31 protein-coding genes are annotated in these 25749 nt (G+C 67.5%); 8 read left to right on the top strand and 23 right to left on the bottom strand.

Going from position 1 to position 25749, the window contains the following annotated elements; all coding sequences use genetic code 11:
- The first annotated feature begins 310 nt into the window (after positions 1-310).
- From menE to ACFWU5_RS08700, 3 genes are read left to right on the top strand one after another with little or no spacing between them, the layout of a single operon-like run.
- Positions 311-1432 carry an o-succinylbenzoate--CoA ligase gene (menE, locus tag ACFWU5_RS08710; RefSeq protein ID WP_379266709.1) on the top strand — a complete coding sequence of 374 codons (1122 nt, stop codon included), beginning with the start codon at positions 311-313 and terminating at the stop codon, positions 1430-1432.
- Between the two features lie 40 nt (positions 1433-1472).
- Positions 1473-1937: an SRPBCC family protein gene (locus tag ACFWU5_RS08705; RefSeq protein WP_379243384.1), complete on the top strand. Its 465-nt coding sequence runs from the start codon at positions 1473-1475 to the stop codon at positions 1935-1937.
- Positions 1938-1983: 46 nt separating this feature from the next.
- Entirely contained in the window at positions 1984-2853 is an 870-nt protein-coding gene (locus ACFWU5_RS08700) for a 1,4-dihydroxy-2-naphthoate polyprenyltransferase (RefSeq protein ID WP_379266639.1), read from the top strand.
- Here the strand turns inward: ACFWU5_RS08700 and ACFWU5_RS08695 are convergent.
- The 3 genes from ACFWU5_RS08695 to ACFWU5_RS08685 form a co-directional block, all read right to left on the bottom strand.
- Entirely contained in the window at positions 2850-3245 is a 396-nt protein-coding gene (locus tag ACFWU5_RS08695; protein WP_379243387.1) for a phage holin family protein, read from the bottom strand. The genes ACFWU5_RS08700 and ACFWU5_RS08695 overlap by 4 nt on opposite strands.
- Positions 3246-3362: 117 nt before the next feature.
- The gene (locus ACFWU5_RS08690) at positions 3363-4448 is read right to left on the bottom strand and encodes a PLP-dependent cysteine synthase family protein (RefSeq protein WP_379266638.1); all 1086 of its coding nucleotides are present in this window, start codon (positions 4446-4448) and stop codon (positions 3363-3365) included.
- Positions 4445-4771, bottom strand: a complete 327-nt coding sequence (locus ACFWU5_RS08685) for a DUF4229 domain-containing protein (RefSeq protein WP_379243395.1) — start codon at positions 4769-4771, stop codon at positions 4445-4447. Before ACFWU5_RS08685 ends, ACFWU5_RS08690 begins: the two co-directional genes overlap by 4 nt.
- A gap of 175 nt (positions 4772-4946) precedes the next feature.
- Here ACFWU5_RS08685 and ACFWU5_RS08680 point away from each other — a divergent pair, with 175 nt between their 5' ends.
- The 3 genes from ACFWU5_RS08680 (at position 4947) to ACFWU5_RS08670 (ending at position 6192) form a co-directional block, all read left to right on the top strand.
- A complete protein-coding gene (locus tag ACFWU5_RS08680) occupies positions 4947-5156 on the top strand; it encodes a BldC family transcriptional regulator (RefSeq protein WP_056814442.1) in 210 nt (69 codons plus the stop codon).
- Between the two features lie 114 nt (positions 5157-5270).
- A complete protein-coding gene (locus ACFWU5_RS08675) occupies positions 5271-5462 on the top strand; it encodes a hypothetical protein (RefSeq protein WP_379243397.1) in 192 nt (63 codons plus the stop codon).
- A 79-nt stretch (positions 5463-5541) separates the two neighbouring features.
- Positions 5542-6192, top strand: coding sequence for a hypothetical protein (locus ACFWU5_RS08670; protein WP_379243398.1), 651 nt, complete (start codon positions 5542-5544; stop codon positions 6190-6192).
- Between the two features lie 47 nt (positions 6193-6239).
- Here the strand turns inward: ACFWU5_RS08670 and ACFWU5_RS08665 are convergent, their stop codons facing one another.
- The 13 genes from ACFWU5_RS08665 to hemB form a co-directional block, all read right to left on the bottom strand.
- Positions 6240-6635 (bottom strand): DUF4189 domain-containing protein, encoded by a 396-nt coding sequence (locus ACFWU5_RS08665; protein WP_379266637.1) that lies wholly within the window; start codon positions 6633-6635, stop codon positions 6240-6242.
- 155 nt (positions 6636-6790) lie between these two features.
- Positions 6791-7564, bottom strand: a complete 774-nt coding sequence (locus ACFWU5_RS08660) for an ATP-grasp domain-containing protein (protein ID WP_379243401.1) — start codon at positions 7562-7564, stop codon at positions 6791-6793.
- Between the two features lie 41 nt (positions 7565-7605).
- Complete coding sequence (locus tag ACFWU5_RS08655; protein WP_379243402.1) at positions 7606-7878, bottom strand: hypothetical protein; 273 nt, start codon at positions 7876-7878, stop codon at positions 7606-7608.
- A 105-nt stretch (positions 7879-7983) separates the two neighbouring features.
- Positions 7984-8937, bottom strand: coding sequence for a c-type cytochrome biogenesis protein CcsB (ccsB, locus tag ACFWU5_RS08650; RefSeq protein ID WP_379266636.1), 954 nt, complete (start codon positions 8935-8937; stop codon positions 7984-7986).
- Between the two features lie 31 nt (positions 8938-8968).
- Positions 8969-10597 (bottom strand): cytochrome c biogenesis protein ResB, encoded by a 1629-nt coding sequence (locus tag ACFWU5_RS08645; RefSeq protein WP_379266635.1) that lies wholly within the window; start codon positions 10595-10597, stop codon positions 8969-8971.
- On the bottom strand, positions 10597-11406 hold the full coding sequence (locus ACFWU5_RS08640) for a cytochrome c biogenesis CcdA family protein (protein ID WP_379243408.1): 810 nt from the start codon (positions 11404-11406) through the stop codon (positions 10597-10599). The genes ACFWU5_RS08645 and ACFWU5_RS08640 overlap by 1 nt, the downstream gene beginning before the upstream one ends.
- Complete coding sequence (locus ACFWU5_RS08635; protein WP_379266634.1) at positions 11406-11636, bottom strand: hypothetical protein; 231 nt, start codon at positions 11634-11636, stop codon at positions 11406-11408. Before ACFWU5_RS08635 ends, ACFWU5_RS08640 begins: the two co-directional genes overlap by 1 nt.
- Complete coding sequence (locus tag ACFWU5_RS08630) at positions 11633-12274, bottom strand: TlpA disulfide reductase family protein (RefSeq protein ID WP_379243412.1); 642 nt, start codon at positions 12272-12274, stop codon at positions 11633-11635. The genes ACFWU5_RS08635 and ACFWU5_RS08630 overlap by 4 nt, the downstream gene beginning before the upstream one ends.
- Positions 12271-12888, bottom strand: coding sequence for a histidine phosphatase family protein (locus ACFWU5_RS08625; RefSeq protein WP_379266708.1), 618 nt, complete (start codon positions 12886-12888; stop codon positions 12271-12273). Before ACFWU5_RS08625 ends, ACFWU5_RS08630 begins: the two co-directional genes overlap by 4 nt.
- A 116-nt stretch (positions 12889-13004) precedes the next feature.
- Positions 13005-14324, bottom strand: coding sequence for a glutamate-1-semialdehyde 2,1-aminomutase (hemL, locus tag ACFWU5_RS08620; protein ID WP_379266633.1), 1320 nt, complete (start codon positions 14322-14324; stop codon positions 13005-13007).
- Positions 14325-14467: 143 nt separating this feature from the next.
- The gene (locus ACFWU5_RS08615; RefSeq protein ID WP_379266632.1) at positions 14468-14743 is read right to left on the bottom strand and encodes a hypothetical protein; all 276 of its coding nucleotides are present in this window, start codon (positions 14741-14743) and stop codon (positions 14468-14470) included.
- A 200-nt stretch (positions 14744-14943) separates the two neighbouring features.
- Complete coding sequence (locus ACFWU5_RS08610) at positions 14944-15456, bottom strand: hypothetical protein (protein WP_379266631.1); 513 nt, start codon at positions 15454-15456, stop codon at positions 14944-14946.
- On the bottom strand, positions 15453-16430 hold the full coding sequence (hemB, locus tag ACFWU5_RS08605; RefSeq protein ID WP_379266630.1) for a porphobilinogen synthase: 978 nt from the start codon (positions 16428-16430) through the stop codon (positions 15453-15455). The genes ACFWU5_RS08610 and hemB overlap by 4 nt, the downstream gene beginning before the upstream one ends.
- Positions 16431-16572: 142 nt before the next feature.
- Between hemB and ACFWU5_RS08600 the strand changes: the two genes are divergently transcribed.
- On the top strand, positions 16573-16851 hold the full coding sequence (locus ACFWU5_RS08600; protein WP_379243419.1) for a hypothetical protein: 279 nt from the start codon (positions 16573-16575) through the stop codon (positions 16849-16851).
- Positions 16852-16907: 56 nt separating this feature from the next.
- Here ACFWU5_RS08600 and ACFWU5_RS08595 read toward each other — a convergent pair whose 3' ends face one another.
- The 5 genes from ACFWU5_RS08595 to ACFWU5_RS08575 form a co-directional block, all read right to left on the bottom strand.
- Entirely contained in the window at positions 16908-18482 is a 1575-nt protein-coding gene (locus ACFWU5_RS08595) for a uroporphyrinogen-III synthase (protein WP_379243421.1), read from the bottom strand.
- Positions 18479-19510 carry a hydroxymethylbilane synthase gene (gene hemC / locus ACFWU5_RS08590; protein ID WP_379266629.1) on the bottom strand — a complete coding sequence of 344 codons (1032 nt, stop codon included), beginning with the start codon at positions 19508-19510 and terminating at the stop codon, positions 18479-18481. Before hemC ends, ACFWU5_RS08595 begins: the two co-directional genes overlap by 4 nt.
- Positions 19507-21000 (bottom strand): glutamyl-tRNA reductase, encoded by a 1494-nt coding sequence (locus ACFWU5_RS08585; protein ID WP_379266628.1) that lies wholly within the window; start codon positions 20998-21000, stop codon positions 19507-19509. Before ACFWU5_RS08585 ends, hemC begins: the two co-directional genes overlap by 4 nt.
- Positions 21001-21049: 49 nt before the next feature.
- Positions 21050-21907 carry a redox-sensing transcriptional repressor Rex gene (locus tag ACFWU5_RS08580; RefSeq protein ID WP_379243427.1) on the bottom strand — a complete coding sequence of 286 codons (858 nt, stop codon included), beginning with the start codon at positions 21905-21907 and terminating at the stop codon, positions 21050-21052.
- A gap of 207 nt (positions 21908-22114) precedes the next feature.
- Positions 22115-22396 carry a glutaredoxin family protein gene (locus ACFWU5_RS08575; RefSeq protein WP_379243429.1) on the bottom strand — a complete coding sequence of 94 codons (282 nt, stop codon included), beginning with the start codon at positions 22394-22396 and terminating at the stop codon, positions 22115-22117.
- Between the two features lie 88 nt (positions 22397-22484).
- Between ACFWU5_RS08575 and ACFWU5_RS08570 the strand changes: the two genes are divergently transcribed.
- Positions 22485-23510 (top strand): HAD family hydrolase, encoded by a 1026-nt coding sequence (locus ACFWU5_RS08570; protein WP_379243431.1) that lies wholly within the window; start codon positions 22485-22487, stop codon positions 23508-23510.
- A gap of 5 nt (positions 23511-23515) precedes the next feature.
- On the opposite strand, the gene ACFWU5_RS08565 is transcribed toward ACFWU5_RS08570, so the two are convergent.
- Positions 23516-24532, bottom strand: a complete 1017-nt coding sequence (locus ACFWU5_RS08565; RefSeq protein WP_379243433.1) for a lysophospholipid acyltransferase family protein — start codon at positions 24530-24532, stop codon at positions 23516-23518.
- Positions 24529-25614: an NAD-dependent epimerase/dehydratase family protein gene (locus ACFWU5_RS08560; RefSeq protein WP_379243435.1), complete on the bottom strand. Its 1086-nt coding sequence runs from the start codon at positions 25612-25614 to the stop codon at positions 24529-24531. The genes ACFWU5_RS08565 and ACFWU5_RS08560 overlap by 4 nt, the downstream gene beginning before the upstream one ends.
- Between the last annotated feature and the right edge of the window lie 135 nt (positions 25615-25749).

Here is a 25749-nt window from a genome sequence, read left to right as displayed (position 1 = left end):
TTGCCGATGCGGGCCGCGCCGAGCACGATGACAACGAGCTAGCGCCCGACCGCCGACGTTTGGACCGCAGTGCCAGTTGTGTCCATCTACTGAATCGCAGTCGCTATGTCTGGCATATCCCACCCCGGCAAACCGACCCGTTGGCCGGGTCCTCCCGTTCACATGACACGATCGAAGCCGTGAGGGCGCGCAAGCTGTATCCGGAGGTGGTGGGCGTGAGCCAGCGCAGCGAAGCGATCCTGTGCCCGCACACGATGCGGTCGAACACCGGCGAGGCTGTGGCGTGAGCAAAACCCTGCGGACGCTGCAGATGCCCACCGGTGCCGGGGTCAGCGAAGTGATGCCCCACCTGCGCCAAGCCCTCGACGGCACCGGACCTGCGTGGTTGCCGATCCCGACCACCGATCGTCGCGAGGCACGCCGACTGTCCGACGCGCTCAAACCCGGCGACCCGATCGATGACGACGTCTCGCTGGTCGTGACGACCTCGGGCACCACCGGCATCCCCAAGGGCGCGCTGCTGGGCGCGGAAGCCCTGCGGGCCAGCGGCACCGCCACCCACGATCGACTCGGCGGACCGGGCAGTTGGCTGCTGGCACTGCCCACCCATCACATCGCCGGCATCCAGGTGTTGCTGCGCAGCATCCTGGCCGGGACCGACCCGACGGTGCTCGACGTGTCGGGCGGGTTCCTGCCCGAGGCGCTCGCCGGTGCCGTCAGCGCGATGCGCGGGCCGCGGCGCTACACCGCGCTGGTGCCCACCCAGCTGATCAAGTCGCTGGATTCGCCGATCGCGTCCAAGGCGCTGGCCGAACTCGACGGTGTGCTCGTCGGCGGTGCGGCCACGCCCGCGCCCATCCTGGACCGGGCGCGCGACGCCGGCATCACCGTCGTGCGGACCTACGGGATGAGCGAGACCTGCGGCGGGTGCGTGTACGAGGGCGTGCCGCTGGAAGGCACGCGGGTGCGGATCGAAGACGGTCGCGTGGTGCTGGGCGGTGCGATGGTCGCGCGCGGCTACCGCAACCTGCCCGACCATCCGGCCTTCGCCGAACCCGGCTGGTTCCGCACCGAGGACGGGGGGTCGTTCGACGACGGCGTGCTGTCGATCACCGGTCGCCTCGACGAGGCGATCATGACCGGTGGGCTGCTGGTGATTCCGCAGGTGGTGGAAGCCGTGCTGGCCAACCATCCCGGCATCCGCGAATGCATCGTGCTCGGCCTGCCCGACGAACGGCTGGGTCAGCGGGTCGCGGTCGCGATCGTGCCCGCCTCGGGTGCGACACCGACATTGGACGACATCCGCGCACACGTGGTGGCCGAACTCGACTCGATCGCGGCACCGCGCGAACTCGCCGTGCTGGACGAGATCCCGTTGCGCGGACCAGGGAAGCCCGATCGCGCGGCGCTGCGCAGGCTGCTGGCCCAGTAGCTCCCCGGAATTGTCGTACCCACGGCATAGGCTCACGCGCATGGGCAATTTCGAGGTGTCGCGGCGCACCGTCATCGCCGCCGAACCGGCACGCATCCACGCACTGATCGACAACTTCCGGCAATGGCGGCTGTGGTCGCCCTGGGAAGAATCCGACCCGCAGCTCGCCCGCACCTACACCGGCCCCGAATCCGGTGTCGGCGCCCGCTACGCCTGGCGCGGCAACCGGAAAGCCGGTGCGGGCGTGATGGAGATCAAAGCCGACGCCGAACGGGAGATCGGCGTGGAGCTCACCTTCGAAAAGCCGTTCAAGGCCACCAATTTCGTCACCTTCACCCTGTCCCCCGCCGCGGGCGGCACCGAGGTGACCTGGACGATGACCGGCACCCATTCCGGTCTGATGGGCGTGCTCGGCAAGGTTTTTCCGATCGACAACTTCATCGGCAAGGACTTCGACAAGGGTCTGGCCCGGCTCAAGACGATCGCCGAATCCAGTCCGGCCTGAGGCACCGAGGAGCCAATGGTGCCGGTATCGGATTAGGCTTCGAACCATGGCTACAGCAGCGGAATGGATCGAGGGCGCCCGACCGCGGACGTTGCCCAACGCGATCGCGCCGGTACTGGCGGGCACCGGCGCCGCCGCATCCATCGACGGGGCCGTGTGGTGGAAAGCGATACTGGCACTGCTGGTTTCGCTGGCGCTGATCGTCGGGGTGAACTACGCCAACGATTACTCCGACGGTATTCGCGGCACCGATGACGTGCGCGTGGGACCGTTGCGGCTGGTCGGTTCGAAGTTGGCCTCCCCCGAGGCCGTTCGCACCGCTGCCGTGCTGAGCCTGGCGATCGGCGCGGTCGCGGGCCTGGTGTTGGCGGCGACCACGGCCTGGTGGCTGGTGCTGATCGGGGCACTGTGCCTGGCGGGTGCCTGGTTCTACACCGGCGGCAGTAAGCCCTACGGCTACAGCGGTTTCGGTGAGATCGCGGTGTTCGTGTTCTTCGGGTTGATCGCGGTGCTGGGCACCCAGTACGTGCAGGCGCTGCGGGTCGACTGGGTGGGTCTGCTGCTCGCGATCGGTGTCGGCGCGTTCTCCAGCGCGGTGCTGGTGGCCAACAACCTGCGTGACATCCCCACCGACACCGAGTCCGGGAAGGTCACCCTCGCGGTGAAACTCGGCGACGCACGCACCCGCACCCTGCACATGGTGTTGCTCGCGGCGCCGTTCGTGATCAGCCTCGCGCTGATGGCGCGCACGCCGTGGGCGCTGGCCGGACTGCTCGCGTTGCCGCTGGCGATCCGGGCCAACGCCCCCGTGCGCACCGGGAAGGGCGGGCTGGAACTGATTCCCGCCCTTCGCGATTCCGGCTTGGCGTTGCTCGCGTGGTCAGCGCTGAGTGCGCTGGCCGTCGGACTGGCCTAGTCGCCGTCGGGCACCAGGATACCGAGCACCCAGTTCACCAACATGATGATCACGCCACCCCACAGCGCGGCCCAGAAGCCGTCCACGCGCAGGCCGTAGTCGGTGAACTCGGTGATCTTGGCCGTGAGCCACAGCATTCCCGCGTTCACCACCAGCAGGAACAGGCCCAACGTGAGGATCACGAACGGCAGGGACAGCAGTTTCACGATCGGCTTGATCACAGCGTTGACCGCGGTGAACACGACCGCGACGATGAGCAGGACCAGGGCCTTACCCCAGTTACCCCACTCCGATTGCCACTCGGCCGGCACGATGACATCGATCTTGTCGATCCACGCGACCGCGGCCCAGATGGCTATGGCGTTGATGACCAACCGTATAGCTAGTTGCATACAGGCAATGCTAGGCCCGAAAACGGACATTGCGTCGGGTCCGACACACACCCGGCACAGAATTCACGTGGCGCGGTCCAGCGTCGCATAGCGATCATGCAACCGCCGGAACCACTGTCAGCCGTTCCAGCGGCCGGTGGTGGTGAACTCGTCCAGGATCGCCGTCGGGCCGGTCAGGTCGATGTTCTGGGCAGCTACCCAGTCGTCGTTGAAGTAGGTGCCCGCGTAGCGGTCGCCGCCGTCGCACAGCAGGGTCACCACGCTGCCACTTTTTCCCGCGGCCATCAGTTCGGCGACGAGGTGGAACGCGCCCCACAGGTTGGTGCCGGTCGAACCGCCGACGCGACGGCCCAGCGCGGTGCTGGCGTGGCGGGCGGTGGCGATCGAGGCGGCGTCGGGGACCACGATCATGCGGTCGACGACCTGGCCGACGAACGACGGTTCCACGCGGGGACGCCCGATTCCCTCGATGCGCGAAGGCATTCCGGTTTCGTAGCCCGCGTCGCCGGTTTCGTAGCCGCCGTAGAACGCCGAGTGTTCCGGGTCGACCACGGCCAAGCGGGTCGCGTGTCGGCGGTAGCGGATGTAGCGGCCGATCGTCGCGCTGGTGCCGCCGGTGCCGGCGCCGACCACGATCCACTCGGGGATCGGGTGATTCTCGAGCGCCAGCTGATCGAAAATCGACTCGGCGATGTTGTTGTTGCCGCGCCAGTCGGTCGCCCGCTCGGCGTGGGTGAACTGGTCCATGAAATGCCCGCCCGACTCCGCGGCCAGGCGCTTGGCTTCGGTGTACATGTCCGGCGGTCGATCCACGAAATGGCAACGGCCACCCTGCGCTTCGATCAGCGCGACCTTCTGCGGCGACGTGCTCGCCGGCATCACCGCGACGAAATCCAAGCCGAGCAGCTTGGCGAAATAGGCCTCGCTCACCGCCGTGGAACCCGACGACGCCTCGACCACCGTCGTGCCCTCGGTGACCCAGCCGTTGCAGATCGCGTACAGGAACAGCGACCGCGCCAGCCGGTGCTTCAGGCTGCCGGTGATGTGGGTCGACTCGTCCTTGAGGTACAGCTGCACCGGCCAGTCGGCGGGCAGTGGGTACCGCAGTAGGTGGGTGTCGGCGGAACGCTGCGTGTCGGCGTCGATCAGCCGCACGGCGTTGTCGACCCAGTCACGGGGTGCGCTGCGGTCGAGGTACTTCACGCCGACGTGCTGTCGTCGTCACCCCGCAGGCGAGCCCGCAGCTGCGCCTTGTCCTGGCGGCGGCGCGCGTCGACCACGGCGATGTCCTCGTTCACCTTCACGCGCAGTTTCTTGAACAAGGTCAGCGACAGCGGCATCGCCACCAGCAACGCGAACAGCGCCGCGACGATGATCGGCACATCCACGCCGATCACCTTGGCGATGCCCACGATCAGCGCGGCGATCACCACCACCAGCCCGATCCGAGCCAGCGTGTAGAGCGCCAGATTGCGTACCAGTCGCTTCCCGGCGCCAGAACCCTGCTGACCTGTTGCTTCACTCACGACAACAGCGTAACTGGCGCTGGCGCGCGCCAACGATCGCCTCTGACGCGGCCCCGTTCGCGGCTTTTGTCTATTACTTCCCCTTTACCAACAGTAGGTGGTTCGACTACATGGGGGTCACAGTGCGACGATGACGCCACTGATGAGGGAACTGTCGAGAACGGAGAGGTTAGCTATGACTGCGATCACCGTCGGCCTTCAGGACACTCTGCTGACACCAGGCCAAGTGGCCGCCATGTTCCACGTAGACCCCAAGACCGTCACCCGGTGGGCCCATGCGGGTCGACTGGGTTCGCTTCGCACGCCGGGCGGACATCGCCGATTCCGCGAGTCCGAGGTTCTGCAGTTGCTCAGATCACTCACCACCGAGGCAGCTCCGCGCTGACTCACCGGCAGGCGCGAGCCCAGCACGGGCTCGCGTTCGCCGAGAATTTCCCTCCCGTTGCGCATGTGCACACGGCGCGGACACGGCTACCCTCGATAGCAGGAGGTGAGCGACGTGACGTACCTGTTGGCACTGATCGCGATCGTGGCCATCGCGGTGTTGTGCTGGAAGGCGTTCGGCCCTCAAAAGCCCCGCCCGCAATCCGGGCCACCGCCGCGCAGACCGGTACTGGGTCCCGACGACGACCCGGAATTTCTCTGGCGTCTCGGTAAACAACCCCGCGACGACTCCGGGCCCACCGAATAGCCCCGCGATGTTGGTTCGCGTGAGTTGACCCACATACCCCCGTTGCGCGGCGAAACAGCTGGGTAGATAACGTATTCCGGTGATTGATGTGCAGCAGGGTTCTGTCCCGACCACTTGGCGCGCGGCCGACGGCAGCGCCGTGACGTTCACCGAGGCACGGTCGGAATGGACCCGTGCCGCACACGAGGTGCTGGCCGATACCGCCACCCGCTTCAACAACTTCATCGTCAACACCGAACTGGCCGAACTGGTCCAGGAAGAGTCCGGTATCCGGACCGCGGTGAAGTGGCAACACTGGCTGCCCGTGGTGTTGGACAAGGTCGCCGAGCACTGTCACAAGAACAACGAACCGCCGCTGAGCGCGTTGTGTGTGCGCAAGAACCAGACGGTGGGCACCGGCTACCGCTACATCCTCGAACTCGCGGGCCTGCCCATCCCCGACGACCTCGAGATGCACGCCGCCGCCGCCCGCTGGCAGTGCTACCAGCACTACGCCACCGACCTCCCCGCCGACGGCGGCCTCCCCACCCTCCCCCCGAAGGTCGCCGCCATCCGTCAGTCCACCTCCGCGGACCTGGCCACCGCCGAAGCCGCCGAGGCAGCCGTCAAACGCTCCACCGCCGCCCGCCGCACCAGCACCGCAGTCCCCAAGCCCGAACCGGTCCGCAAACCGGTCTGCCTGAACTGCCACGTAGAACTCCCGGCGAACAAGATCTGCTACTACTGCTGACCAGCCGCGGGTCCGGGTGCGCCCTTGCGGGCATCCGGACGTAGATCTCAGCCCGCGTTGGCGGTGCACACAGTCTTCGCGTGAACGCGACCCGGGCCGAGCTTCCCGGCAGCCGCGACCGCAGCAGCTTCCGCCTCCTGCGCAGTCGGTGCCATCCGGATGCGATAGTCGCCGCTGCGCCCATTCCTGTCCAGCTCGGTCATCCCCAACGACACACACTCGTCGACGAAACGCGCGACGACCACACAGGTCGGCCGTTCACACAGTTCGCGCGCCGCCTCCTCGGCCGCATCCCAGCTCGGGTAATTCGTGGCCGTCACCACGTACGAAGAATCAGCGGCCCCCATCACCAAAACCCCGTAAAGCCGCCCATCATCACCGGCCTCAGCCCCCGCCTGCCCCGCTCCCCCAGCGAAAACCGCACCGGCAACCATCAAAACCATCGAAAACTTCTTCCCCACCGGGATCCTCCAGCTGATAACCGGCCCACGTCGAGCCGAACCGAATATCATCGCCGGTTGACCCATGCCGCGTCAATCCCGTTGCCCCAGAATAATTTTCAGCGCCCAGCCCCCGGCCAACCGGTCGTCTCCCTCCGTCACACGTCCGCGCGAGCGAGCACCTCAGCCTCCATCGCGGCAATGAAGTCGCCGACGTTCGAGCCGTAGATTCCCCAACTGTTCACACCGCCGATTTCCACAAGTCGAAGGTCGCCGTCGTGCCCGATGCCGACATCGACGGTGATCACCGAGGCTCCGTGAGCGAGCAGGCGCGCCGCCACGGCCTCTGCGTAGGTACGGACGTGGTCGGGGACGGGGAGGTATGGCTCGAGCGGATACGAGCTTCCGCAGAAGAATCGGCCGTTACGGCAGAAGCAGCGGTACTCGTGTTCGAAGGTCACGACCTCGGACACGACAACGAGCTCGTCGCGATGCTTGTCGTAGATCTGGACCCACCGACCCAACTCCTCGACGGTATGCACGCCCGCGGGAAACAGTTTGTAGTTCGTATCGCTGCGAACGAAGACCTGATCACTCCCGAACATGCGCCGCAGCGGAAGCCCTGGAACCGCAGCGAACGGCACGAGCACGGCGGTGCGTCCGAGGAAGTCGTATACGTATCGGTAGTACGACGAGCAGCGCAGCGTGGCGTAGTCGTCGAACACCGCTTCCCCGAGTCGCGGCACGCGACGCAGGTTCGTCATCGTGGGCATCGTCCCGTATCCGACCACCGCACGGCCGTCCTCGACGACCGGCCAGCGTCCCATCATCACGTCACGCGGCTCGACGATCAGCGCATCGTCGAGTGCGGCCGCGACAACGGCAGACCCAGGGAAGTCCTCATGGAGATCAATCAGCCAACGCGGTCGCACCGCGCGATGCTACCCGCGCGGGCGAGGACTTCGATTGCCTGTCACGCCGCAATGTTGTTGCTAGGCACGATGAATCGAACCTCTTCGTTGGTCGATTCCGACCAACGAAGGTCGATTACGGTGCGTCCGCCATCGAGGTTTTCGACGATGACCACGCCGATCCGGCATGGCATCGGGTAGGGAGACTCGGGCCAGATGTCATCGTCGTCCGGTCCAAAGAAGGTCGGCAGCTTGTCGATCACGGAATGTACGTCGCCGTCGGCGTCGGCGAATTGGACCTCGATGACGCCTCCGGCGCTGCTGTCATCGCACACCCACCGAACGGCCGTCCCCCGCAATGTTGGCACAACCGAATTGTCCTACAGACCGCTGCACGACGCTCGACTCGTGGCTCAGGAGCGAAGCCGAGACGGGCACGGTCAGTTCAGACCGGCGTAGCTGTGCAACCCGCTGATCACCATGTTGATGATGAACAAGTTGAACAGCATCGCGACGAAGCCGGCGATGTTGATCCAGGCTGCCTTGGTGTCTCGCCAGCCGGAGGTGGCTCGGGCGTGGAGGTAGGCGGCGTAGAGGACCCAGGCGATGAAGGAGCAGGTTTCTTTGGGGTCCCAGCCCCAGAAGCGGCCCCAGGCGGCTTCGGCCCAGATGGCGCCGAGGATTACGCCTGCGCCGAAGAGGGGGAAGCCGATGATGGTGGTTTTGTAGGCCAGTTGGTCGAGGGTGCGGGCGTCGGGGAGGCGGCGGGCGATGGTGCCGAGCAGGTTCGAGGACTCTTCGCCTGCGGGTTCGCGCATGCGGAACAGGTAGAGCAGGCTGGCTACGCCGGAGACCAGGAACACGCCGCTGCCGATGCTGACGATGGTGACGTGGATGGGCAGCCAGAACGAGCGCAGCGCGGGGACCACGGGGGCGGCGTCGGCGTACAGGACCGTGCCTGCCAGGAACATCAGGATCAGGACGGGGACCAGCAGGAACGCCCACATGGAGCGGTAGCGCTGGTCGCGCAGGAAGATCAGGCCGATCACCACGGCGGCGGCGGTGGCCATGGTGGTGAACTCGTACATGTTGCCCAGCGGGAAGCGGTGGGTGGCGAAGCCGCGCAGCACGATCGAGGTGATGTGCAGGACCGCGCCGACCGACAGCACCGAGAAGGCCATGTCGCCGAAGCGTTCCGCGCGCGACTTCTCGACGGGCGCGGCGATCCGGCCGGGCAGTGCCGGGTCGGTGGTTGCCGACTCGCGGCCCACGACCTGCTTGGCGCGCGCCGAGGCGTACTGCACGATCAGCAGGACCGTCGCCAGCGCGTAGACGGCGATGGCCGACATGAAGGCGAAGTCGCTGTAGCGTGCCAGCGTTTCGTCGATCTGCATCAGGATTCCGTCTCCCTGTCGAATGCGCGCGTCACTTGTCCGCTCCCAGCAGCCGTGCCCGTAGTCGGTCGAATTCGGCGCCCCACCCGGCTTGGTCGCTGCGGGCGAGACCGCCCATTTCTACTACGGTGCGTCGTTGATCCACGGTACCTGCCGTGTCCGACGCCGGGTACGTCCGGATCCAGATCCGACGCCGTTTCAGCAGCAGCGACACCAGCAACCCGGCCATCATCGTCAGCGCGCTGACCAGCACCCACTGCTGGGCGGGGTCGTGCGAAACCTGCAGATTGACGAATTCCTGCGCACCGTCGAAGGTGACCTTCGTGCCGTTGGGCAGCGACGTCGACTCACCCGGACGCAGGTTGACCCGCGCTTCCTTCGTCAGCCGACCCTGCTTGATCATCTCCGGATCCAGCGCGAACAGCGACTGCGAACGACCGGTGTCCAGACCGGTGTTGCCGCGGTAGATGTCCACCGCGACGGCCGGATCGTCCATCTTCGGGAACGAGGAGGTGAGCAGGCTGCCGTGGAACATCGCGGTCGGCGCGAACAGGCCCTCGATGGCGATCTGGTTCTGGCGGCGTTCCTCGTCGGTGGCGTACATGCCACCGGGCGGGTCGATGCGCAGCACACCGCTGGACAGGAAGGTCTGGGCGTCGTCGGGCCGCCACTGGATGGTCTCGGTGCGGGTCTGACCGTTGGGGAAGGTGACCGTGAAGGTCGGCGCGAAACCGTGTCCCTGCAGGTAGACGCGGTCACCGGCGACGCGCAACGGATGGTTCACCCGCAGCTCGGTACTGCGCCAGGTGTCGGTCGCGAGGTCCGCGCCTGCCTGGTACTCGATGTTGGAGTGGAACATCTCGGCCTGACCGGTGGGCAGGTAGTCGGCTTTGAAATCCTTGACCTTGATGCACAGCGGCGTCATGCCGGTGCCGTCGTTGGTGTTGCCCGCGCGGAACGAGTCGAACACCGCGGGCGAGGTGGTGCAGAAGCCGGGACCGTTGTTGGCGATCACGATGACATTGCCCTCGTACCCGAGCAGCTTGCCCAGTGCGATCGCGACCAGCAGACCCACCAGCGACAGGTGGAACACCAGGTTGCCGAACTCGCGCAGGTACCCCTTCTCCGCCGACAGCGTCACCTCACCGTCGCGCTGACCGGGGCGAACCTCGGTGCGCCAGCCACGAAGCGCGCTTCGAGCGGCGGAGATCACCTCGTCGGGCGTGCGATCGTCGGTCTCGCGGACGTGGTGCGGCAGGCGACCCAGATTGCGCGGCGCGGGCACGGGCGGGGTGCGCAGGGCGCGGTAGTGGTCCCAGCAGCGCGGCAGGATGCAGCCCACCAGCGAGATGAACAGCAGCGCGTAGATGGCGGTGAACCAGAAGCTGCCGAACACGTCGAACAGTTCGAACCGGTCCATCCACGGGCCCAGCGTCGGCCGGTCGGCGATGTACTGCTCGACCTTCTGCGTGTTGAGGCTGCGTTGCGGCAGCAGCGCGCCGGGGATGGCGGCCAGCGCGAGCAGGAACAGCAGCACCAGGGCGGTGCGCATGCTCGTGAGGCCGCGCCAGGAATTCCGGACCAGGGCCCAGGCCCGGCCCGGCAGCGATTGCCGGACGGGCGGGGTGGGGGTGGTCGGTGTGGTCAGCGTGTCAGTCATCAGATCGGAAGAGTCACCTCGGAGACGAACCCGTCACGCACCCAGCCAACGAACTGATCCCATGCCCCCGTGACCAGCGCGATGCCGACGGCAACGAGCAGAACACCCCCGACAACTTGAATGGTGCGCGAATTGCGCCGCAGCCAACCGACCCCGCGCAGCGCACCGGCCGACCCGAAGGCCAGCACGATGAAAGGCAGTCCGAGACCGAGGCAGTAGGCCACGATCAACGTCACCCCGCGCGCGGCGGTGGTGCCCTCGGTGCCCGCGGATACCGCCATCACACCCGACAGCGTCGGGCCCAGACACGGCGTCCAGCCCAGCGCGAACACGCCACCCAGCAGCGGCGCGCCGACGATGCTGGTGAGCCTGCGCGGCTCCATCCGCGTGTCGCGTTGCAGGGCGGGGACCAAGCCGATGAACACCAGACCCATCAGGATCGTCACCACACCGCCGATGCGCTGCAGCAGTTCCCGATTCACGTTCAACGTCTGGATGACACCGAAAACAGTGGCCGTGGCCAGCACGAACACCACGGTGAACCCGGCCACGAACAGCCCGGCGGCACCGGCGACCCGCAGCTTCGCGCTACGACGTTGCGCGGTGAGCGTGGCCGCAGTACTGGTGGCAGGCGGCGCCTCGGCACCGACCAGACCGGCCAGATACGACAGATAGCCGGGCACCAGCGGCACGACACACGGTGAAGCGAACGACACCAGGCCCGCTAACAGGCAGGCTCCCAGCGCCAGCAAAAGCGGACCCGATGCCGCCGTCTGCTGGAAGGAATCCCCGACTGCGGCGAGCGGCATCACTCGTCGGTGTCCGTATCCTGCTGCTCGTCGCGCGGCAACGACAATTTACGCTCGGTTTCGGCTGTTTCAGCGGGGCCGAAATCGAACAGACCGGCACCGGCGACACTGCGCGGCACGGTCGCGATGCCGGCCCAACGGTCATCGACCGTCCACCCCGCACCCATTCGGCTCGCGCCCTGACGGGGACGACACGCGGTCAGATTTCCTGGACGACGACGGCTGCTCACTGTTTCTCCTCGGCGGCGATGCGCTCGACTACTGGTTGAAGGTCTTCGGCCAATAACGAGCGAAGGAAGACCGCGGCGACCCGGTGCTGACGATCCAGGATCAACGTGGTCGGGATGACACTGGTGGGAAAGTTTCCGCCGAGAGCGAGCAGTGTCCGCATCGACGGGTCGTAGATGGACGGGTATTCGATCTTGTTGTCCACCACGAAGTCCTGGGCTTTGTCGCGCTGGTAGTCGCGGACATTGATTCCCAGGAACGCGACGCCTTGATCTCTGGTCGCCGCGAAGACTTTTTCCAAGGCGGGCGACTCGGCGCGGCACGGGCCACACCACTGTCCCCACAGGTTCACGACCACGATCTGGTTCGGGAAATCGTCGACCGAAAGGGTCTTTCCCTCGTTCATCAGATCGGGCCCCGACAGCGTGCCGATCGTCCCGCGAGTGGCGGGCGGATCGTAGTAGATCTCCGTTTTACCACCGGGTGAGACGAATTCGAAGGTCCCGCCCCCGGTCGCCACCGCATCGGTACCCGTCGAACACCCCGCCGCGGCAGCGATCACCAGCAGGGCGGAGAGGACGGCGGTCAGCGCCCGCGGCAGATAGCCACGGGCGGTTCCCGACGAGGTGAAGCGTGTCATGCGCCGTGAACCGACGGATCCGACGCGCCCGCGGGCTCGGAATAGACGATGTCGACCAGCGTGTCGCCGTGGTAGACCAGCGAGGTCAGCGACGCGAGCGAGCACTGACGGTTGCGCGGGTCGTGCCACAACCGCTGACCCTGCAGGAAACGACGCAGCGTCCACACCGGCAGCTGATGTGAGACCAGAACGACCTCATGACCGGCGGCTTCCACGCGGGCCTTGTTCACCGCGGCGAGCATCCGGTGGGCGATCTGCAGGTACGGCTCGCCCCACGACGGGGTGAACGGGTCGCGCAGCTTCCACCAGTGCCGCGGCTTGCGCAGGGCACCGTCACCGACGGACACGCGCAGGCCCTCGAAAGTGTTGCCCGCTTCGATCAGGTTCTCGTCGGTGCGCACGATCAGGTCGTGCGCGGCCGCGATCGGCGCCGCAGTCTCCTGGGCGCGCTGCAGCGGGGAGGCGATCACCATCGCGATGTCGTGATCGGCCAGCGAACGCGCGACCGCACCGGCCTGCGAGCGACCGGTCACCGACAGGCTGAAGCCGGGCAGACGTCCGTAGAGGATGCCGTTGGGGTTGTGCACCTCGCCGTGGCGCAGCACGTGCACGATGGTTTCGACATCGGAATCGACGTCGAGAACAGGCGGCGCGGCGGCAGGCGCGGGATGCGGCGCCTCGTCGCCGTCAGTGGGAACTGGGGCGAATTCTGCGTCGGGCTGGTCGGAGCTCACGCTGGCGATCCTTCGGGGGTTGCGGCCGCGGCCGCGAGGGCGGCGGCGGGCAGAGCGGCGGCGATACGGTCGAACGCGTCCTCGTCGAGTGCCGCGGAGACGAACCATGCCTCGTACGCGCTGGGCGGCGCGTACACGCCCGCGTCGAGCAAGGCGTGGAAGAAGGCGGGGTAGCGCCAGGTCTGGCTCGCTTTGGCGGCTGCATAGTCGGTCACCGGCTGCTCGGCGAAGAACACGCTCACCATATTGCCTGCGAACTGGACTTGGTGCTGCACGCCCGCCTCGGTCAGTGCCTTCGCGAACAGCGAGCCGAGGCGATCGGCGTTACGATCCAGCGCCGCGTACACCTGCTCGTCGGCCGCACGCAGCGTCGCCAGGCCCGCGGCCACGGCGACGGGATTACCCGACAGTGTGCCCGCCTGATAGACCGGGCCCAGCGGGGCGAGGTTGTTCATGATCTCGGCGCGACCACCGAACGCGGCGGCGGGCAGGCCACCGCTCATCACCTTGCCGAAGGTGTAGAGGTCGCCCGCGACACCTTCGAGTCCGTACCAACCCGACGCGCTGACACGGAAACCGGTCATCACCTCGTCCATGATCAGCAACGCGCCGTTGTCGTGGGCGAGGTCGCGCAGGCCCGCGTTGAAGCCGGGCAGCGGGGCGACCGCGCCCATATTGCCTGCGGCGGCTTCGGTGATCACGCACGCGATCTGGCCGGGATGGGCTTCGAAGGCGGCGGCGACGGCGGGGAGGTCGTTGTAGGGCAGCACGATGGTGTCGGCGGCTTGCGCGCCGGTGACGCCGGGCGAAGTCGGCAGGCCGAGCGTCGCGACGCCGGAGCCCGCGTCGGCCAGCAGCGCGTCGACGTGGCCGTGATAGCAACCGGAGAACTTGATGATCTTGGAGCGACCGGTGAAGCCGCGAGCCAGGCGCACCGCGCTCATGGTGGCCTCGGTGCCGGAGTTCACCAAGCGGACCCGTTCGACCGGATCGACGCGGGCGGCGATGGCCTCGGCGAGCTCGATCTCGGCCTCGGTCGGGGCGCCGAACGACAGTCCGCTGGTGGCGGCCGTCTGCACAGCTTCCACGACGGCGGGGTGGGCGTGGCCCAGGATCATCGGACCCCAGGAGCAGACCAGATCGACGTAGTCGTTGCCGTCGGCGTCGATGAGCGTGTAGCCGCTGGCGGATTTGATGAACCGGGGCGTGCCGCCGACCGAGTTGAACGCACGAACCGGGGAATTGACACCACCCGGAATCACCGAAGCTGCCCGCTGGAAGAGCTGGGCGGAAACCGGTACCTGCGTAGGACTCACGGATTCCAGTGTCTCAGTTCGCCTCGGCGCGCCGGACGACAGGGTGGAGCACAGTGACCCAGACCGCAGCGACCCACCGACGACACGCCCGACACGCCGCCCCCGTGCGCGAAAGAATTCGATCTAGGGCCGTTGGCCTGCGACTACGCCACGAAACTGTCGACGGTCGCAGCGGGGCGGCGCGTCGCGGATCTGCTGTAGATCCTGGCGGCGATATCGATCAGCAGGATGCCGCTGAGGATCACCAGCGCGCACGCCAGCAACAGCATCGGCGGGACGTACCGCACCGCCGTGAAGCCGGGATGGTCTTCGGTGTCGGGGAACTCGGTCGTGCGCCGCGCGGCACGCCAACTGAGCACGGCACACAACGAGCAGAGCACCGCAAGACCCAGTTCCCACAGCACGATCCAGCGTTTCATGCGTGCGATCCTGCCAGGGCAGGTGCGGATCAGCCGACCAGGCGCGGTAGCAGAATCAGCCCGATGACCACGAGGGTGAGCACCACCATCAACCCGATGCCGAGCAGGTCGCGTCGCAGGCTGTGTGGTTGTTGAATCACCACTCGCATCATTGCCTCCGCCCACCGGGTGTGATAATCCTCACCATACACTGTGTGGGGTCACTTTCGGTGGGACAGAAAGTACTTCGTCGAATCCGGCCGGTACGACAGGTACGCCGCGCCCGCGGCCAACACACCCTGCACGATCGCCGTGCCGCCCGCGATGATCGTCGCCGGACCCGCGACCGCGGAGAAGGTGAACATGGTGGCGAACGCGCCCATCGCCAGCCAGACCGCGACCACCGTGAGCACCGTGCGCGCCCACGATCTGCCCCGGCCCAACTGCTGCGCGATCAGCACGGTGATCCCGGCCATCACCAGCCCGACCAGCGCGGTCAGCACGAAAGCCACGGTCAGGATCAGGTCGACGGTCGACGCGGGGAAGGCGGGATCGGACTTGTGGATCTCGTCGAGGAACTGCTTCGCCATCGCGTCGCGTTCGCCGGTCATGGTCGCGATTCCGGCGCCCATGTAGACAACGCCGAGGCCCGCGACGCCCCACCACAATTGGCGGGCGGTGCCGACGTCTTCGGGCATGGGCAGGGTTTCTGGTTTGTTCGGTGGAACGATCACGACAGCCAGTGTGCTGCCTCGGTCGCCCAGTAGGTGAGCACGATGTCCGCGCCCGCCCGCCGGATGCCGATCAGCGACTCCAGAATCGAGGCCCGACGGTCGATCCAGCCGCGGTCGGCGGCGGCGGTGATCATCGCGTACTCGCCCGAGATCTGATAGGCCGCGACCGGAACGGTCGAACGGTCGGCGACGTCGCGCAGGATGTCCAAATACGACATCGCGGGCTTGACCATCACGATGTCGGCGCCCTCGGCCAGATCCAGTTCGAGCTCGCGCATCGACTCGCGGCGGTTGGCCGGATCCTGTTGGTAGGTGCGACGATCGCCGACCAGCGACGAGCCGACGGCCTCGCGGAACGGGCCGTAGAACGCCGAGGCGTACTTGGCCGCGTAGGCCAGGATGGCGGTGTCGGTGCTGCCCACCGCGTCCAGCCCGCGCCGGATCGCGCCGACCTGGCCGTCCATCATCCCGCTGGTGCCCAGCAGGTCAGCGCCCGCGTCGGCCTGTGACAGCGCCATTTCGACGTAGCGGTGCAGGGTGGCGTCGTTGTCGACCGTGCCGTCGGCGCCCAGCACGCCGCAGTGGCCGTGATCGGTGAACTCGTCCAGGCAGGTGTCGGCCATGATGACCGTCGCGCCGCCGACCTCTTCGGCCAGCGCGCGCAGGCCGCGATTGAGAATCCCGTTCGGGTCACTGGCGTGACTTCCGGTGGCATCCTTGTCTTCTGGCAGCGGCACCCCGAACAGCATCAGCCCGCCCACCCCCGCGGCCACCGATTCCACGGCGGCCTTGCGCAGCGAGTCCAACGAGTGCTGGTACACCCCCGGCATCGAGCTGATCTCGCGCGGCTCGTCCAGCCCGTCGGCCACGAACATCGGCAGCACCAGCTGCCGCGGCTGCAACGTGGTCTCGGCGACGAGTCGGCGCAACGCCGGTGTCCTGCGCAACCGCCGCGGGCGGTCGAAAGCGGTCATAGCCCGCAGAATACGCCTGTGCCGCTCGCGCACCGAAACCTGTCGGTACCCCTCGATATAATCGAAAGCGTGTTCGAGGGTTCCGCTCGGTTCGTCGAAACCGAACGGGGGACGGAACCCACACGCGACGGGAGGACGCCGAATGAATGCCATCACCACCAAGTCCACTTTCATCACCGCGCCATACGTGCCGCTCGAGAAGAAGCGCCTGCCTACGGGCCGGCCGCGCCGCTGGTACGTGGCGCACAATCGCCGGCTCAAGGCCATGCGGTTGACCATCGCACTGCTGGATTCCGGTGTGTACCTACCCAATCAAGCCACCAACGACACGATCCGCCGCACCGCCGAGAAGATCGACATCCGACCGCCCTCGGATGCCACCTGTCGACTCGTGCGCACCCTGCTGCGCTATAGCCGATGACCCTGATACGCCGAAAGCCCGCCGTTGCGGGCGGGCTTTCGGGGTATCTGCGGCGACTAGCGACTGCTGCTGCGGCGGCTCTTCTTACGCGGCGGGGGCAGCAGGCCCTCGGCGCGCAAGCGCGACGCGTGCTCGGCCAGTGCCTCCACCAGCGGACCCACCTGCGCGAACTCGGGCTGCACGTCCACGCGCAAGCCGAACTCGATCGCGGTCTCGGCGGTCTTCGGGCCGATGCAGGCCACGATGGTGCGCGCATGCGGCTTGCCCGCGATACCCACCAGGTTGCGCACCGTGGAGGACGAGGTGAACAGCACCGCGTCGAAACCGCCGGTCTTGATCATCTCGCGGGTCTCCGCGGGCGGCGGCGAGGCGCGCACCGTGCGGTACGCGGTGACGTCGTCGATCTCCCAGCCGCGCTCGCGCAGGCCCTCGGCCAGGGTTTCGGTGGCGATGTCCGCGCGCGGCAGCAGTACCCGGTTCACCGGGTCGAACACGTCGTCGTAGGGCGGGAAGTCCGCGAGCAGGCCCTCGGAGGACTGCTCGCCGCTGGGCACCAGCTCGGGGTTGATGCCGAACGAGCGCACCCGCTCCGCGGTGGCCTCACCGACGCAGGCGATCTTCACACCGGAGAACGCGCGGGCGTCCAGACCGAACTCGGCGAACTTCTCCCACACCGCGCGCACCGCGTTGGTGGAGGTGAACACCACCCACTGGTAGCGGCCGTCGACCAGGCCCTTCACGGCCCGTTCCATCTGGGCCGGGCTGCGCGGCGGCTCCACCGCGATCGTGGGTACCTCGATCGGGATCGCGCCGTGGGTGACCAGGCGCTCGCTCATCTCGCCGGCCTGATCCTTGGTGCGCGGCACCAGCACGGTCCAGCCGTACAGCGCCCGCGATTCCCACCACGACATCTTGGCGCGCTTGTCGACTTCCTTGCCCACGGTCACGACCAGCGGGCCGACCAGTTCCGACGCGGCGTTGTTCAACGACGCCAGCGTGGCCTCGATGGTGCGCTGCTGACGGGTGGTGCCGCGCACGGTCACCGCGACCGGCGTCTGCGGGGCCATGCCGTGTTCGACCAGCGCGCTCGCGGTCTCGGCCAGGTGGCCGGAGGTGGCGTGCAACACCAGCGGGCCGGGGGCGGCGGCCAGCGCCGACCAGTCGACCTCGCCGCGCACGTCGGCCTCGGTGTGCCCCGAGCCCAGTGCGATGCCGGCGTAGCTGGGCACCGCGGAACCGTTGGGCAGGCCCGGCAGCACCTCGAACACCATGTGCGAACGGGTCACGGCGTTGACCTCGCTGATCACCGAATCGGTGGTCAGCGGATCGCCGGTGACGATGCGGACCACGTCGTGACCGTTGCGGGCCTCGGCGATCAGCGTCTTGGCGACCTCGGCCGGTTCACCAAGGGCCGGGCGCACGTCGACCGGGCTCACACCGTTCTCGTCCACCTCGTGGGCGATACCGATCAGGGCGAGCACGCCCTTGTCGACGTCGGGGTCGGTGAACGCCAGCATCGCCCGCTCGAGCACCTCACGGGCGCGCACTGTCAGCAGGGCCGGGTCGCCTGGGCCGGATCCGACGAAAAGGATCCGCCCTGGTTGCTTCTTGGTCGCTCGGCTGCTGCTCATCGGTTGTTCTCCATCGGGCTGGAATTAGTGAAGTCGGTGGGCGCCGGTTCGTCTGTGACGCTCAGCAATGCGCGAGCCCCCAGGTCCAGCAGTTCGCGCGCCAGCGTGCGGCCGAGTTCGGCCGCGTCGCTCGGTGCGCCGACGATCGAGGCGCGCAACACGTCGGAGCCGTCGATCGCGGCGGCACACGCGCGCAGCGAGAGTTCGTCGAAGATCCGGCCGTCCTCGTCGATCGACTCGACGATCTCGGCCAATGCCCCGATCGGTGCGGTGCAGCCTGCCTCGAGCTCACCCAGCAGCGAACGCTCGGCGAGCACCGCGGCTCTGGTCGCGGCATCGTCCAGACCGGCGAGTACCTCGATCAATTGCGGGTCGTCACTGCGGCATTCGACCGCCAGAGCACCCTGTGAGGGGGCGGGCAGCATCTGCACCGGCTCGAGCGATTCGGTGATCGCGTCGGTGCGCCCGATCCGGCACAGGCCGGCGCGGGCGATCACGATGGCATCGAGTTCGCCGTCGATGACCTTGCGCAGGCGGGTGTCGATATTTCCGCGCAGGGGTGCGATCTCCAGGCCGAGGCCCAGCGCTCGCAACTGGGCAGCGCGGCGCGGTGCGGAGGTGCCGACGCGGGCACCGGCGGGTAGTTCGCCGAGCACCAGTCCGTCGCGAGCCACCAGCGCGTCGCGCGGGTCCTCGCGCGGCGGCACAGCGGCGATGGTGAAGCGCGGGTCCTGCGCGGTGGGGAGGTCTTTATAGGAGTGCACCGCGATATCGATGGTGCCCGCGGCCAGTTCGTCGCGCAGCGCGGACGTGAACACCCCGACACCGATCTTCTGCACCGGATCCGACGACAGGTCGCCGGGTGTCTTGATGACCACCAGTTCGGCGGGCTGCCCCGTCGCGATCAGCGCATCACGGATGGTGCCCGCCTGTGTCAGCGCGAGCAGACTGCCGCGCGTGCCGATCCGCCACGGCGCACTGGTGCTGCCTGCGGTCACGGTGTCCTCTTCCTGCACTGTCGTGGTCATGCGGTTTCCTCCTGCGCATGCCCGAACGGCGCTGCGTGGTTTCGCAAGCTGCCGGTATCGGGCCTCGACTCGGTCAAGCGTTGGGGCGACTCGGTCAAGCGTTGGGGCGACTCGCCGAAGTGTCCCGCGGTGAAGTCGTCGGCCAGCGCCGACTCCCCCGCGGCGACCTCCATCGGAGCGGCAACCGCTTGCACCGCACCGGGTTTGAGTTCGAACAGCTCACGCAACGCCTCGGCGTAGCTGTCACCGCCGGGTGTGGATGCCAGCTGTTTCACGCGCACGGTCGGCGCGTGCAGCAGCTTGTCCACCACGCGGCGCACAGTGCGTGCCACCTCGTCGCGCGCCGGGTCGGCCAGGTCGGGCAGGCGCGAATCCAGCCGCAGCAGTTCGGCTTCCACCACGTCGGCGGCCCGCTGACGCAGTGCGGCCACCGTGGGGGTGACCTCGGCCATGCGTTGTCCGGCAAGGTATTTGGCGAGTTCGTCGGCGACGATCAAGCGCGCGGCGGCGGTGTCGTCGGCCGCGGCACCCGCGGCCGGATCGCGCTGCAGCGACTCGATGTCGATCACGGCCACGCCGGGCAGACCGGCCACGGCGTGCTCCACATCGCGGGGCAGGCCCAGATCGCAGAAGACCAGCGGACGTTCGGCGGCCTCGGTGCGCGCACGGCCCGCGAGCGCGCGATGGGTGTCGGCCAGAGTCACCACGGACCCGACCGCGCCGGTACAGGTGATCACGACATCGGTGCCCGCCATGGCCTCGGTCAGCCGCGACATCTCGACCGCCTCGGCATCGACACCGTGCATGGTCCGCCCGGTTTCGGCCAGCCGCTGCGCGCGTTCCAGCGTCCGGTTGACCACCACGATCCGCCCGATCCCGGCCCGCGACAGATGCGCCACAGCCAGCCCGCCCATCGCACCGGCACCGACGACCACCGCGGTCCGCCCGGCCAGATCACCGACCACCGCGCGGGCCCGATCCAGCGCCACCGACACCACCGACGCACCGGCCCGGTCGATCCCGGTCTCCGAATGCACCCGCTTGCCCACCCGCAACCCGTGCTGCGCCAGTTCGTGCAGGGTGCGCCCGACCGCCTGCTGCCCATCGGCGCTGGCATAGGCCGTACGGATCTGGCTGAGCACCTGCTGCTCACCGACCACCATCGAGTCCAGACCACTGGCCACCGCGAACAGATGCTCGGCCGCGGCCTCGCTGTACCGGACGTACGCGTGCTTGGTCAGATCGCCCAGCGGCAGCCCGGAATGCTTGGTGAGCAGGTCGCTCACCTCGCCGAGTCCGCCGTGGAAGGCGTCGACCACGGCGTAGACCTCGACGCGGTTACAGGTGGAAACGATCATCGCCTCGGACACATGGCTGGATTCCAACAGCCGGTCCACCAACTTCGGCCGATCGGCATCGCTGATAGCGACCTTCTCCAACACCGACACCGGGGCGCTGCGATGCGAAATCCCCACCAGAAGAACGCTCATGACCACACCCCGCTAGCGCTGAAATGCTGATTCGCTCGCTGACGCTCGCTCATGGCGTAATCACCGATCCCTTGGTGCTTGGCTCCGTTGCCGAGTGGGGGGTGGCCGCATGCGGCGCGGTGCGTCGCGCTGGCCTGCCGCGCGCCGGTTCGACCGGTGCGGCGTGTGTGAGGTGGGTCGGTGGCGGTACCCGGCGCGCGATCCGGCCGGAACCGATCTGGGCGATCTCGGGCAGCGCGTCGTTGCGGGCGGCGTCGAACGACAGCATCTGCAGTTCCATCGCCAGGTCGACGCGGCGGACCTGCACGTGCGCGGGCGCGCGCAGTTCCAGCGGGGCGAAGCTCAGAATCGACGGCAGACCGGCCGCGACCAGCCGGTCACACACATCCTGGGCGGCCTCGTCGGGCACGGCCACCACCGCGATCGTGGGCGCCAACGCCGGAATCTGCGCGGACAGCTGTTCGACATCGCGCACGACGAGACCGGCGTACGACGCACCGATCACCGCGGGGTCGTTGTCGAAGATCCCGACCACGGTGAAGCCTCGTACCCCGAATCCGCCGTAACCGACCAGCGCGCGACCGAGATTGCCCGCGCCGACCAGCACCACTCGATGTCCCTGCGACAGTCCGAGCACATCTTCGATCCTGGTGCGCAACTTGGCTACGTCATAGCCGACACCCCGCACACCGTTGGGTCCGAGGAAGGAAAGATCCTTGCGCAGCTTGGCGGAATTGACACCCGCCGCGACAGCGAGTTCCTCACTCGATACGATGGCAACACCGGAGTCGGCCAGTCCGGACAGAACACGGAGATAGGTGGCCAGACGAGTCACCGTGGCTTGCGGAATATCGCGCACGACAGGCTTGCCGGAGGCGCCACTTGGCGTCTCGTGCTGCTCTGTCACGTCGTCGGCTCCTCGTTCCGGGCCTGATCGCGGTCCGGTTCCTCTGTGTCGTTCACCGGTGTGGGTCGCTGCGGGAAAGAGAGCGCGACCGGTGCCATAGGGGCGGTACAAACCCGGCCACCGCCGCTGCGTGCCAGGGGCGGTGCGGATTGCGTGTCACCACCGTAACCGCTTGTGCAGGCGTTCACAAAGTCGGTGAATTGGGCCTCATTTTCCGTCGCGACCAGCGATGCGGCTCAAGTCGGCCCGCAAACGGGGCTCATCGACGTCGAAATAGCTGTGTTCACGGCCGTTCAACAGCACCACCGGCAGTCGATCACCGTATTCCGCCCGCAGTGCGGGGTCGTTGACCGCGGCTTCGTCGACATCGACCGTGGCGACCGGGAGACCGAAATCACCACAGATACTCTGCAATTGCGTCAGTGCCGTGGTGCACATGCCGCAACCGGCGCGGGTCAACAGGGTCACGGTGGGTGTGGGATTGGTCATGAGCTCTATTTAATCCTCGAGCCCGGCGCGGGTTGTCGGTGTATCCGGTTACTGTGGACATGGTTCGCGCGACTAGCGGAGGGTACTGGTGCCGGAACGTTCGAAGGTGACTAGGGCCGGATTCGTCGCAGGGCGATTCGGGGAGTTCCCTGCGCGGTGGCAACCGAGCCGCCTGGGTCAGGAACTGCAGGAACAGTTCGCACGGCTGCCACGCAGCCCGTTCGGGCCGAGCGAGGAAGAGCTGCGCGCCAATCTGGCCGGTGAGGCCAGTGCCGACGCCGCGCTCGAGTTACACGACGCCGAGCTCGCCGAGCAGGGCACCGACGCCGGTCCTGAGGTCCCCCGCGACCTCACCGCCGCGGCGTTCTTCGACGTGGACAACACCCTCGTGCAGGGTGCCTCGATCGTGCATTTCGCTCGCGGTCTGGCCGCGCGCAAGTACTTCAAGACCTCCGACCTGGTCGATGTCGCCTGGAAGCAGGTGAAGTTCCGGGTCACCGGCAAGGAGAACTCCTCGGACATGGTCTCGGGCCGGGAGAAGGCCCTGAGCTTCATCGCGGGCCGCCCCACCGCCGAACTCGCCGCGCTGGGCGAGGAGATCTACGACGAGATCATCGCCGACAAGATCTGGCCGGGCACCCGCGCGCTGGCGCAGATGCACCTGGACGCGGGTCAGCAGGTCTGGCTGGTCACCGCGACCCCGGTGGAACTGGCCAACGTGATCGCCAAACGTCTGGGCCTGACCGGCGCGTTGGGCACGGTCGCGGAAAGTGTCGACGGCAAGTTCACCGGCCGCCTGGTCGGCGACATCCTGCACGGTCTGGGCAAGGCACACGCGGTGCGCACCCTCGCCATCCGCGAGGGCCTGAACCTCAAACGCTGTACCGCCTACTCCGACAGCCACAACGACGTCCCCATGCTGTCGCTGGTCGGCACTGCCGTGGCCATCAACCCCGACTCGGACCTACGCGAAGTGGCGAAGAACCGGGGCTGGGAGATCCGCGACTTCCGCACGGGTCGCAAGGCAGCCAAGATCGGCGTGCCCACCGCACTGGCGATCGGCGCGGCAGGCGGAGCGGTCGCGGCGGTCGTCGCCCGCCACCGCGAACACTGAACTGCCTACCCCAGCACCACGTTCCGGCGCTTGGCCAGCAGCTTGTACAGCGTCTGCTGGATGGTTTCGCGGACCTGGTCGGTGACCTCGAACATCGTCATCGGGTCATCGGCCTCTTCGGGTTCGAACGCCGTGGTCGCGATCGGCTCACCGAACTCGATGTACCACTTCGACGGCATCGGCACCGCGCCGAGCAGTCCGAGATGCGGGAACAGCGGCGTCACCGGGAAGTACGGCAGCCCGAGCAGACGCGCAAGGGGCTTGATGTCGGCCAGCTTCGGGTAGATCTCCTCCGAGCCCACGATCGACACCGGAATGATCGGCACCCCCGCGCGCACCGCCGCCGACACGAACCCGCCGCGACCGAAGCGCTGCAGCTTGTACCGGTCGGCGTAGCTCTTGCCCACGCCCTTGAACCCTTCCGGGAACACGCCGGCGATATGTCCGGCGCGCAGCAGTCGCTCGGCATCGGGATGGCAGGCCAGGGTGTGCCCGGCCTTGCGCGCCAACGCGCCGAGCACCGGTAATTCGAAGATCAGGTCCGCGGCCAGTAGTCGCAGGGCCCGGTGATGCGGGTGTTTGTCGTGCACGGCCAGTTGCAGCATCAGCCCGTCCAACGGCACGGTGCCCGCGTGGTTGGCCACCAGCAGCGCGCCACCGACCGCGGGAATGTTCTCGATGCCACTGACCTCGACCCGGAACCAGAAATCCGACAGGGGTCGCAGGGCGGGCAGGATGACCGATTCGAGCAGGTGTCGGTCGTAGCCGAACTCGTCGATCTGGTAATCGCCGGTGAGCCTGCGCCGCGCGAATTCCGCGGTGCGTTCGATCTGTTCGCCGACGGCGTCGCGCACGATGTCGGTCAGCGACTTCGGTGGCCGGGCGGGCATTCCGGGGCGACGTTCGCTCAGGGAGGTCACCGGCATCGCCGCCATGGGCTGATCCGGCCATCGCCGGGTCTGCGGTCGCTGTCGGGCCTCGACATTCACGTCGAGACGAATGACTTTCGCTCCCTCGTTCATGTACGCGCTCCCGAACCGGCCCCTATGAGACCGAGCAGTTTGTTTTCCGCGGCGTCGATCCAAGTCGGATCGAAGACGGGCCGCAACGCTGCGCCCGCGATGAAGTCGTCGAATGCCTGAACCGTGGTCCAGCGTGGGGTGAAACCGAGTTCGGTGCGCATCCGGGTGGTGTCCAGGCCGCAGCCGAAGTAGAAATAGTCGGGTTGTTCGCCGCTGAATCCGCGCATGATCGGCCCCATCAGCGAGCGACCGACCGTGCGGAACAGGAAGAAGGGAACCGGAGCCACGATCCGCCCGGCCCGGCGAATCGCCTGCGACATCGCCAACGCGCCATCGCCGGCGATATTCACGGTGCCGCCGTGCGCCCGCTGCGCCGCGTGCACGAGCACCGCGACCGCGTCCTCCTCGTGCAGCAATTGCAGGCGCGCTTCACGACCCAGCACGGTCGGGGTGATCGGCGAACGCAGATATTGCACGCCACGATCGGCCAGGCGCGGGCCCACGATCGGCGCGAAACGCAGAATCGACGCGGAGATATCGGGCCTGCGCCGCGCCATTCCGCGCACCAACGCCTCGATATCGATCATGTCGCGCGCGAACCATCCCGCGGGCGGGGTGCGCGCACCCATTTCCTCGGTGAATTTCGCCGGATCCTTGGCGCTGCAGCCGTACACCGCCGACGACGAGCGCACCACGACCCGCCGCACCGACGACGCCTTCTGGCACACGGCCAGCAACTGCATCGTGCCCAGCACATTGAGGTCCTTCATCACCGCGCGCCCACCACCGGCGGGCGGACGGGTGAGCACGGCCGCGTGCACCACGGTGTCGACGTTGTTGCCCTCGACCACCTTGCGAATCAGCGGATTCCTGATGTCGGCGCGCACGAATTCGGCGCGGCCCATCTTGCGACGCAACTCGCGACTGGGCGTCACGGTATCCACGGCGATGACACGTTCGACGCCGGGTTCGGCAGCCAGACGTGCCGCGACGTTGCCACCGAAGAACCGGCTGGCACCCGTGACCAGCACAACTTTCGGCGCGTGTCGTTCCCGCGTATCGGAACTCGAACCTGACCCCACTCAAAGCCCCCTGCTCATCGTGTTTCGCGTACCAGAGTAGCCGCATTCCTGCCACTGGCCGTCACGATCTACAAGCTTTTAACACTGGCGACCCGTCCTCGCCCGGTACCGGTCACAAACCCGGCCATTTTCACA

This window comes from Nocardia sp. NPDC058640 (assembly GCF_042716995.1).
In the GTDB taxonomy this organism is placed as follows: Bacteria; Actinomycetota; Actinomycetes; order Mycobacteriales; family Mycobacteriaceae; genus Nocardia.
The sequence above is the reverse complement of the archived record's forward strand: the minus strand, read 5'-3'. Positions and strand labels throughout refer to the sequence as shown.

Coding starts and splice junctions, on each gene's coding strand:
- menE (WP_379266709.1), top strand. CDS start 311: ATGCCCACCGGTGCCGGGGTCAGCGAAGTGATGCCCCACCTGCGCCAA.
- ACFWU5_RS08705 (WP_379243384.1), top strand. CDS start 1,473: ATGGGCAATTTCGAGGTGTCGCGGCGCACCGTCATCGCCGCCGAACCG.
- ACFWU5_RS08700 (WP_379266639.1), top strand. CDS start 1,984: ATGGCTACAGCAGCGGAATGGATCGAGGGCGCCCGACCGCGGACGTTG.
- ACFWU5_RS08695 (WP_379243387.1), bottom strand. CDS start 3,245: ATGCAACTAGCTATACGGTTGGTCATCAACGCCATAGCCATCTGGGCC.
- ACFWU5_RS08680 (WP_056814442.1), top strand. CDS start 4,947: ATGACTGCGATCACCGTCGGCCTTCAGGACACTCTGCTGACACCAGGC.
- ACFWU5_RS08665 (WP_379266637.1), bottom strand. CDS start 6,635: ATGGTTTTGATGGTTGCCGGTGCGGTTTTCGCTGGGGGAGCGGGGCAG.
- ccsB (WP_379266636.1), bottom strand. CDS start 8,937: ATGCAGATCGACGAAACGCTGGCACGCTACAGCGACTTCGCCTTCATG.
- ACFWU5_RS08645 (WP_379266635.1), bottom strand. CDS start 10,597: ATGACTGACACGCTGACCACACCGACCACCCCCACCCCGCCCGTCCGG.
- ACFWU5_RS08640 (WP_379243408.1), bottom strand. CDS start 11,406: ATGCCGCTCGCCGCAGTCGGGGATTCCTTCCAGCAGACGGCGGCATCG.
- ACFWU5_RS08630 (WP_379243412.1), bottom strand. CDS start 12,274: ATGACACGCTTCACCTCGTCGGGAACCGCCCGTGGCTATCTGCCGCGG.
- ACFWU5_RS08615 (WP_379266632.1), bottom strand. CDS start 14,743: ATGAAACGCTGGATCGTGCTGTGGGAACTGGGTCTTGCGGTGCTCTGC.
- hemB (WP_379266630.1), bottom strand. CDS start 16,430: ATGACCGCTTTCGACCGCCCGCGGCGGTTGCGCAGGACACCGGCGTTG.
- ACFWU5_RS08600 (WP_379243419.1), top strand. CDS start 16,573: ATGAATGCCATCACCACCAAGTCCACTTTCATCACCGCGCCATACGTG.
- ACFWU5_RS08595 (WP_379243421.1), bottom strand. CDS start 18,482: ATGAGCAGCAGCCGAGCGACCAAGAAGCAACCAGGGCGGATCCTTTTC.
- hemC (WP_379266629.1), bottom strand. CDS start 19,510: ATGACCACGACAGTGCAGGAAGAGGACACCGTGACCGCAGGCAGCACC.
- ACFWU5_RS08585 (WP_379266628.1), bottom strand. CDS start 21,000: ATGAGCGTTCTTCTGGTGGGGATTTCGCATCGCAGCGCCCCGGTGTCG.
- ACFWU5_RS08575 (WP_379243429.1), bottom strand. CDS start 22,396: ATGACCAATCCCACACCCACCGTGACCCTGTTGACCCGCGCCGGTTGC.
- ACFWU5_RS08565 (WP_379243433.1), bottom strand. CDS start 24,532: ATGAACGAGGGAGCGAAAGTCATTCGTCTCGACGTGAATGTCGAGGCC.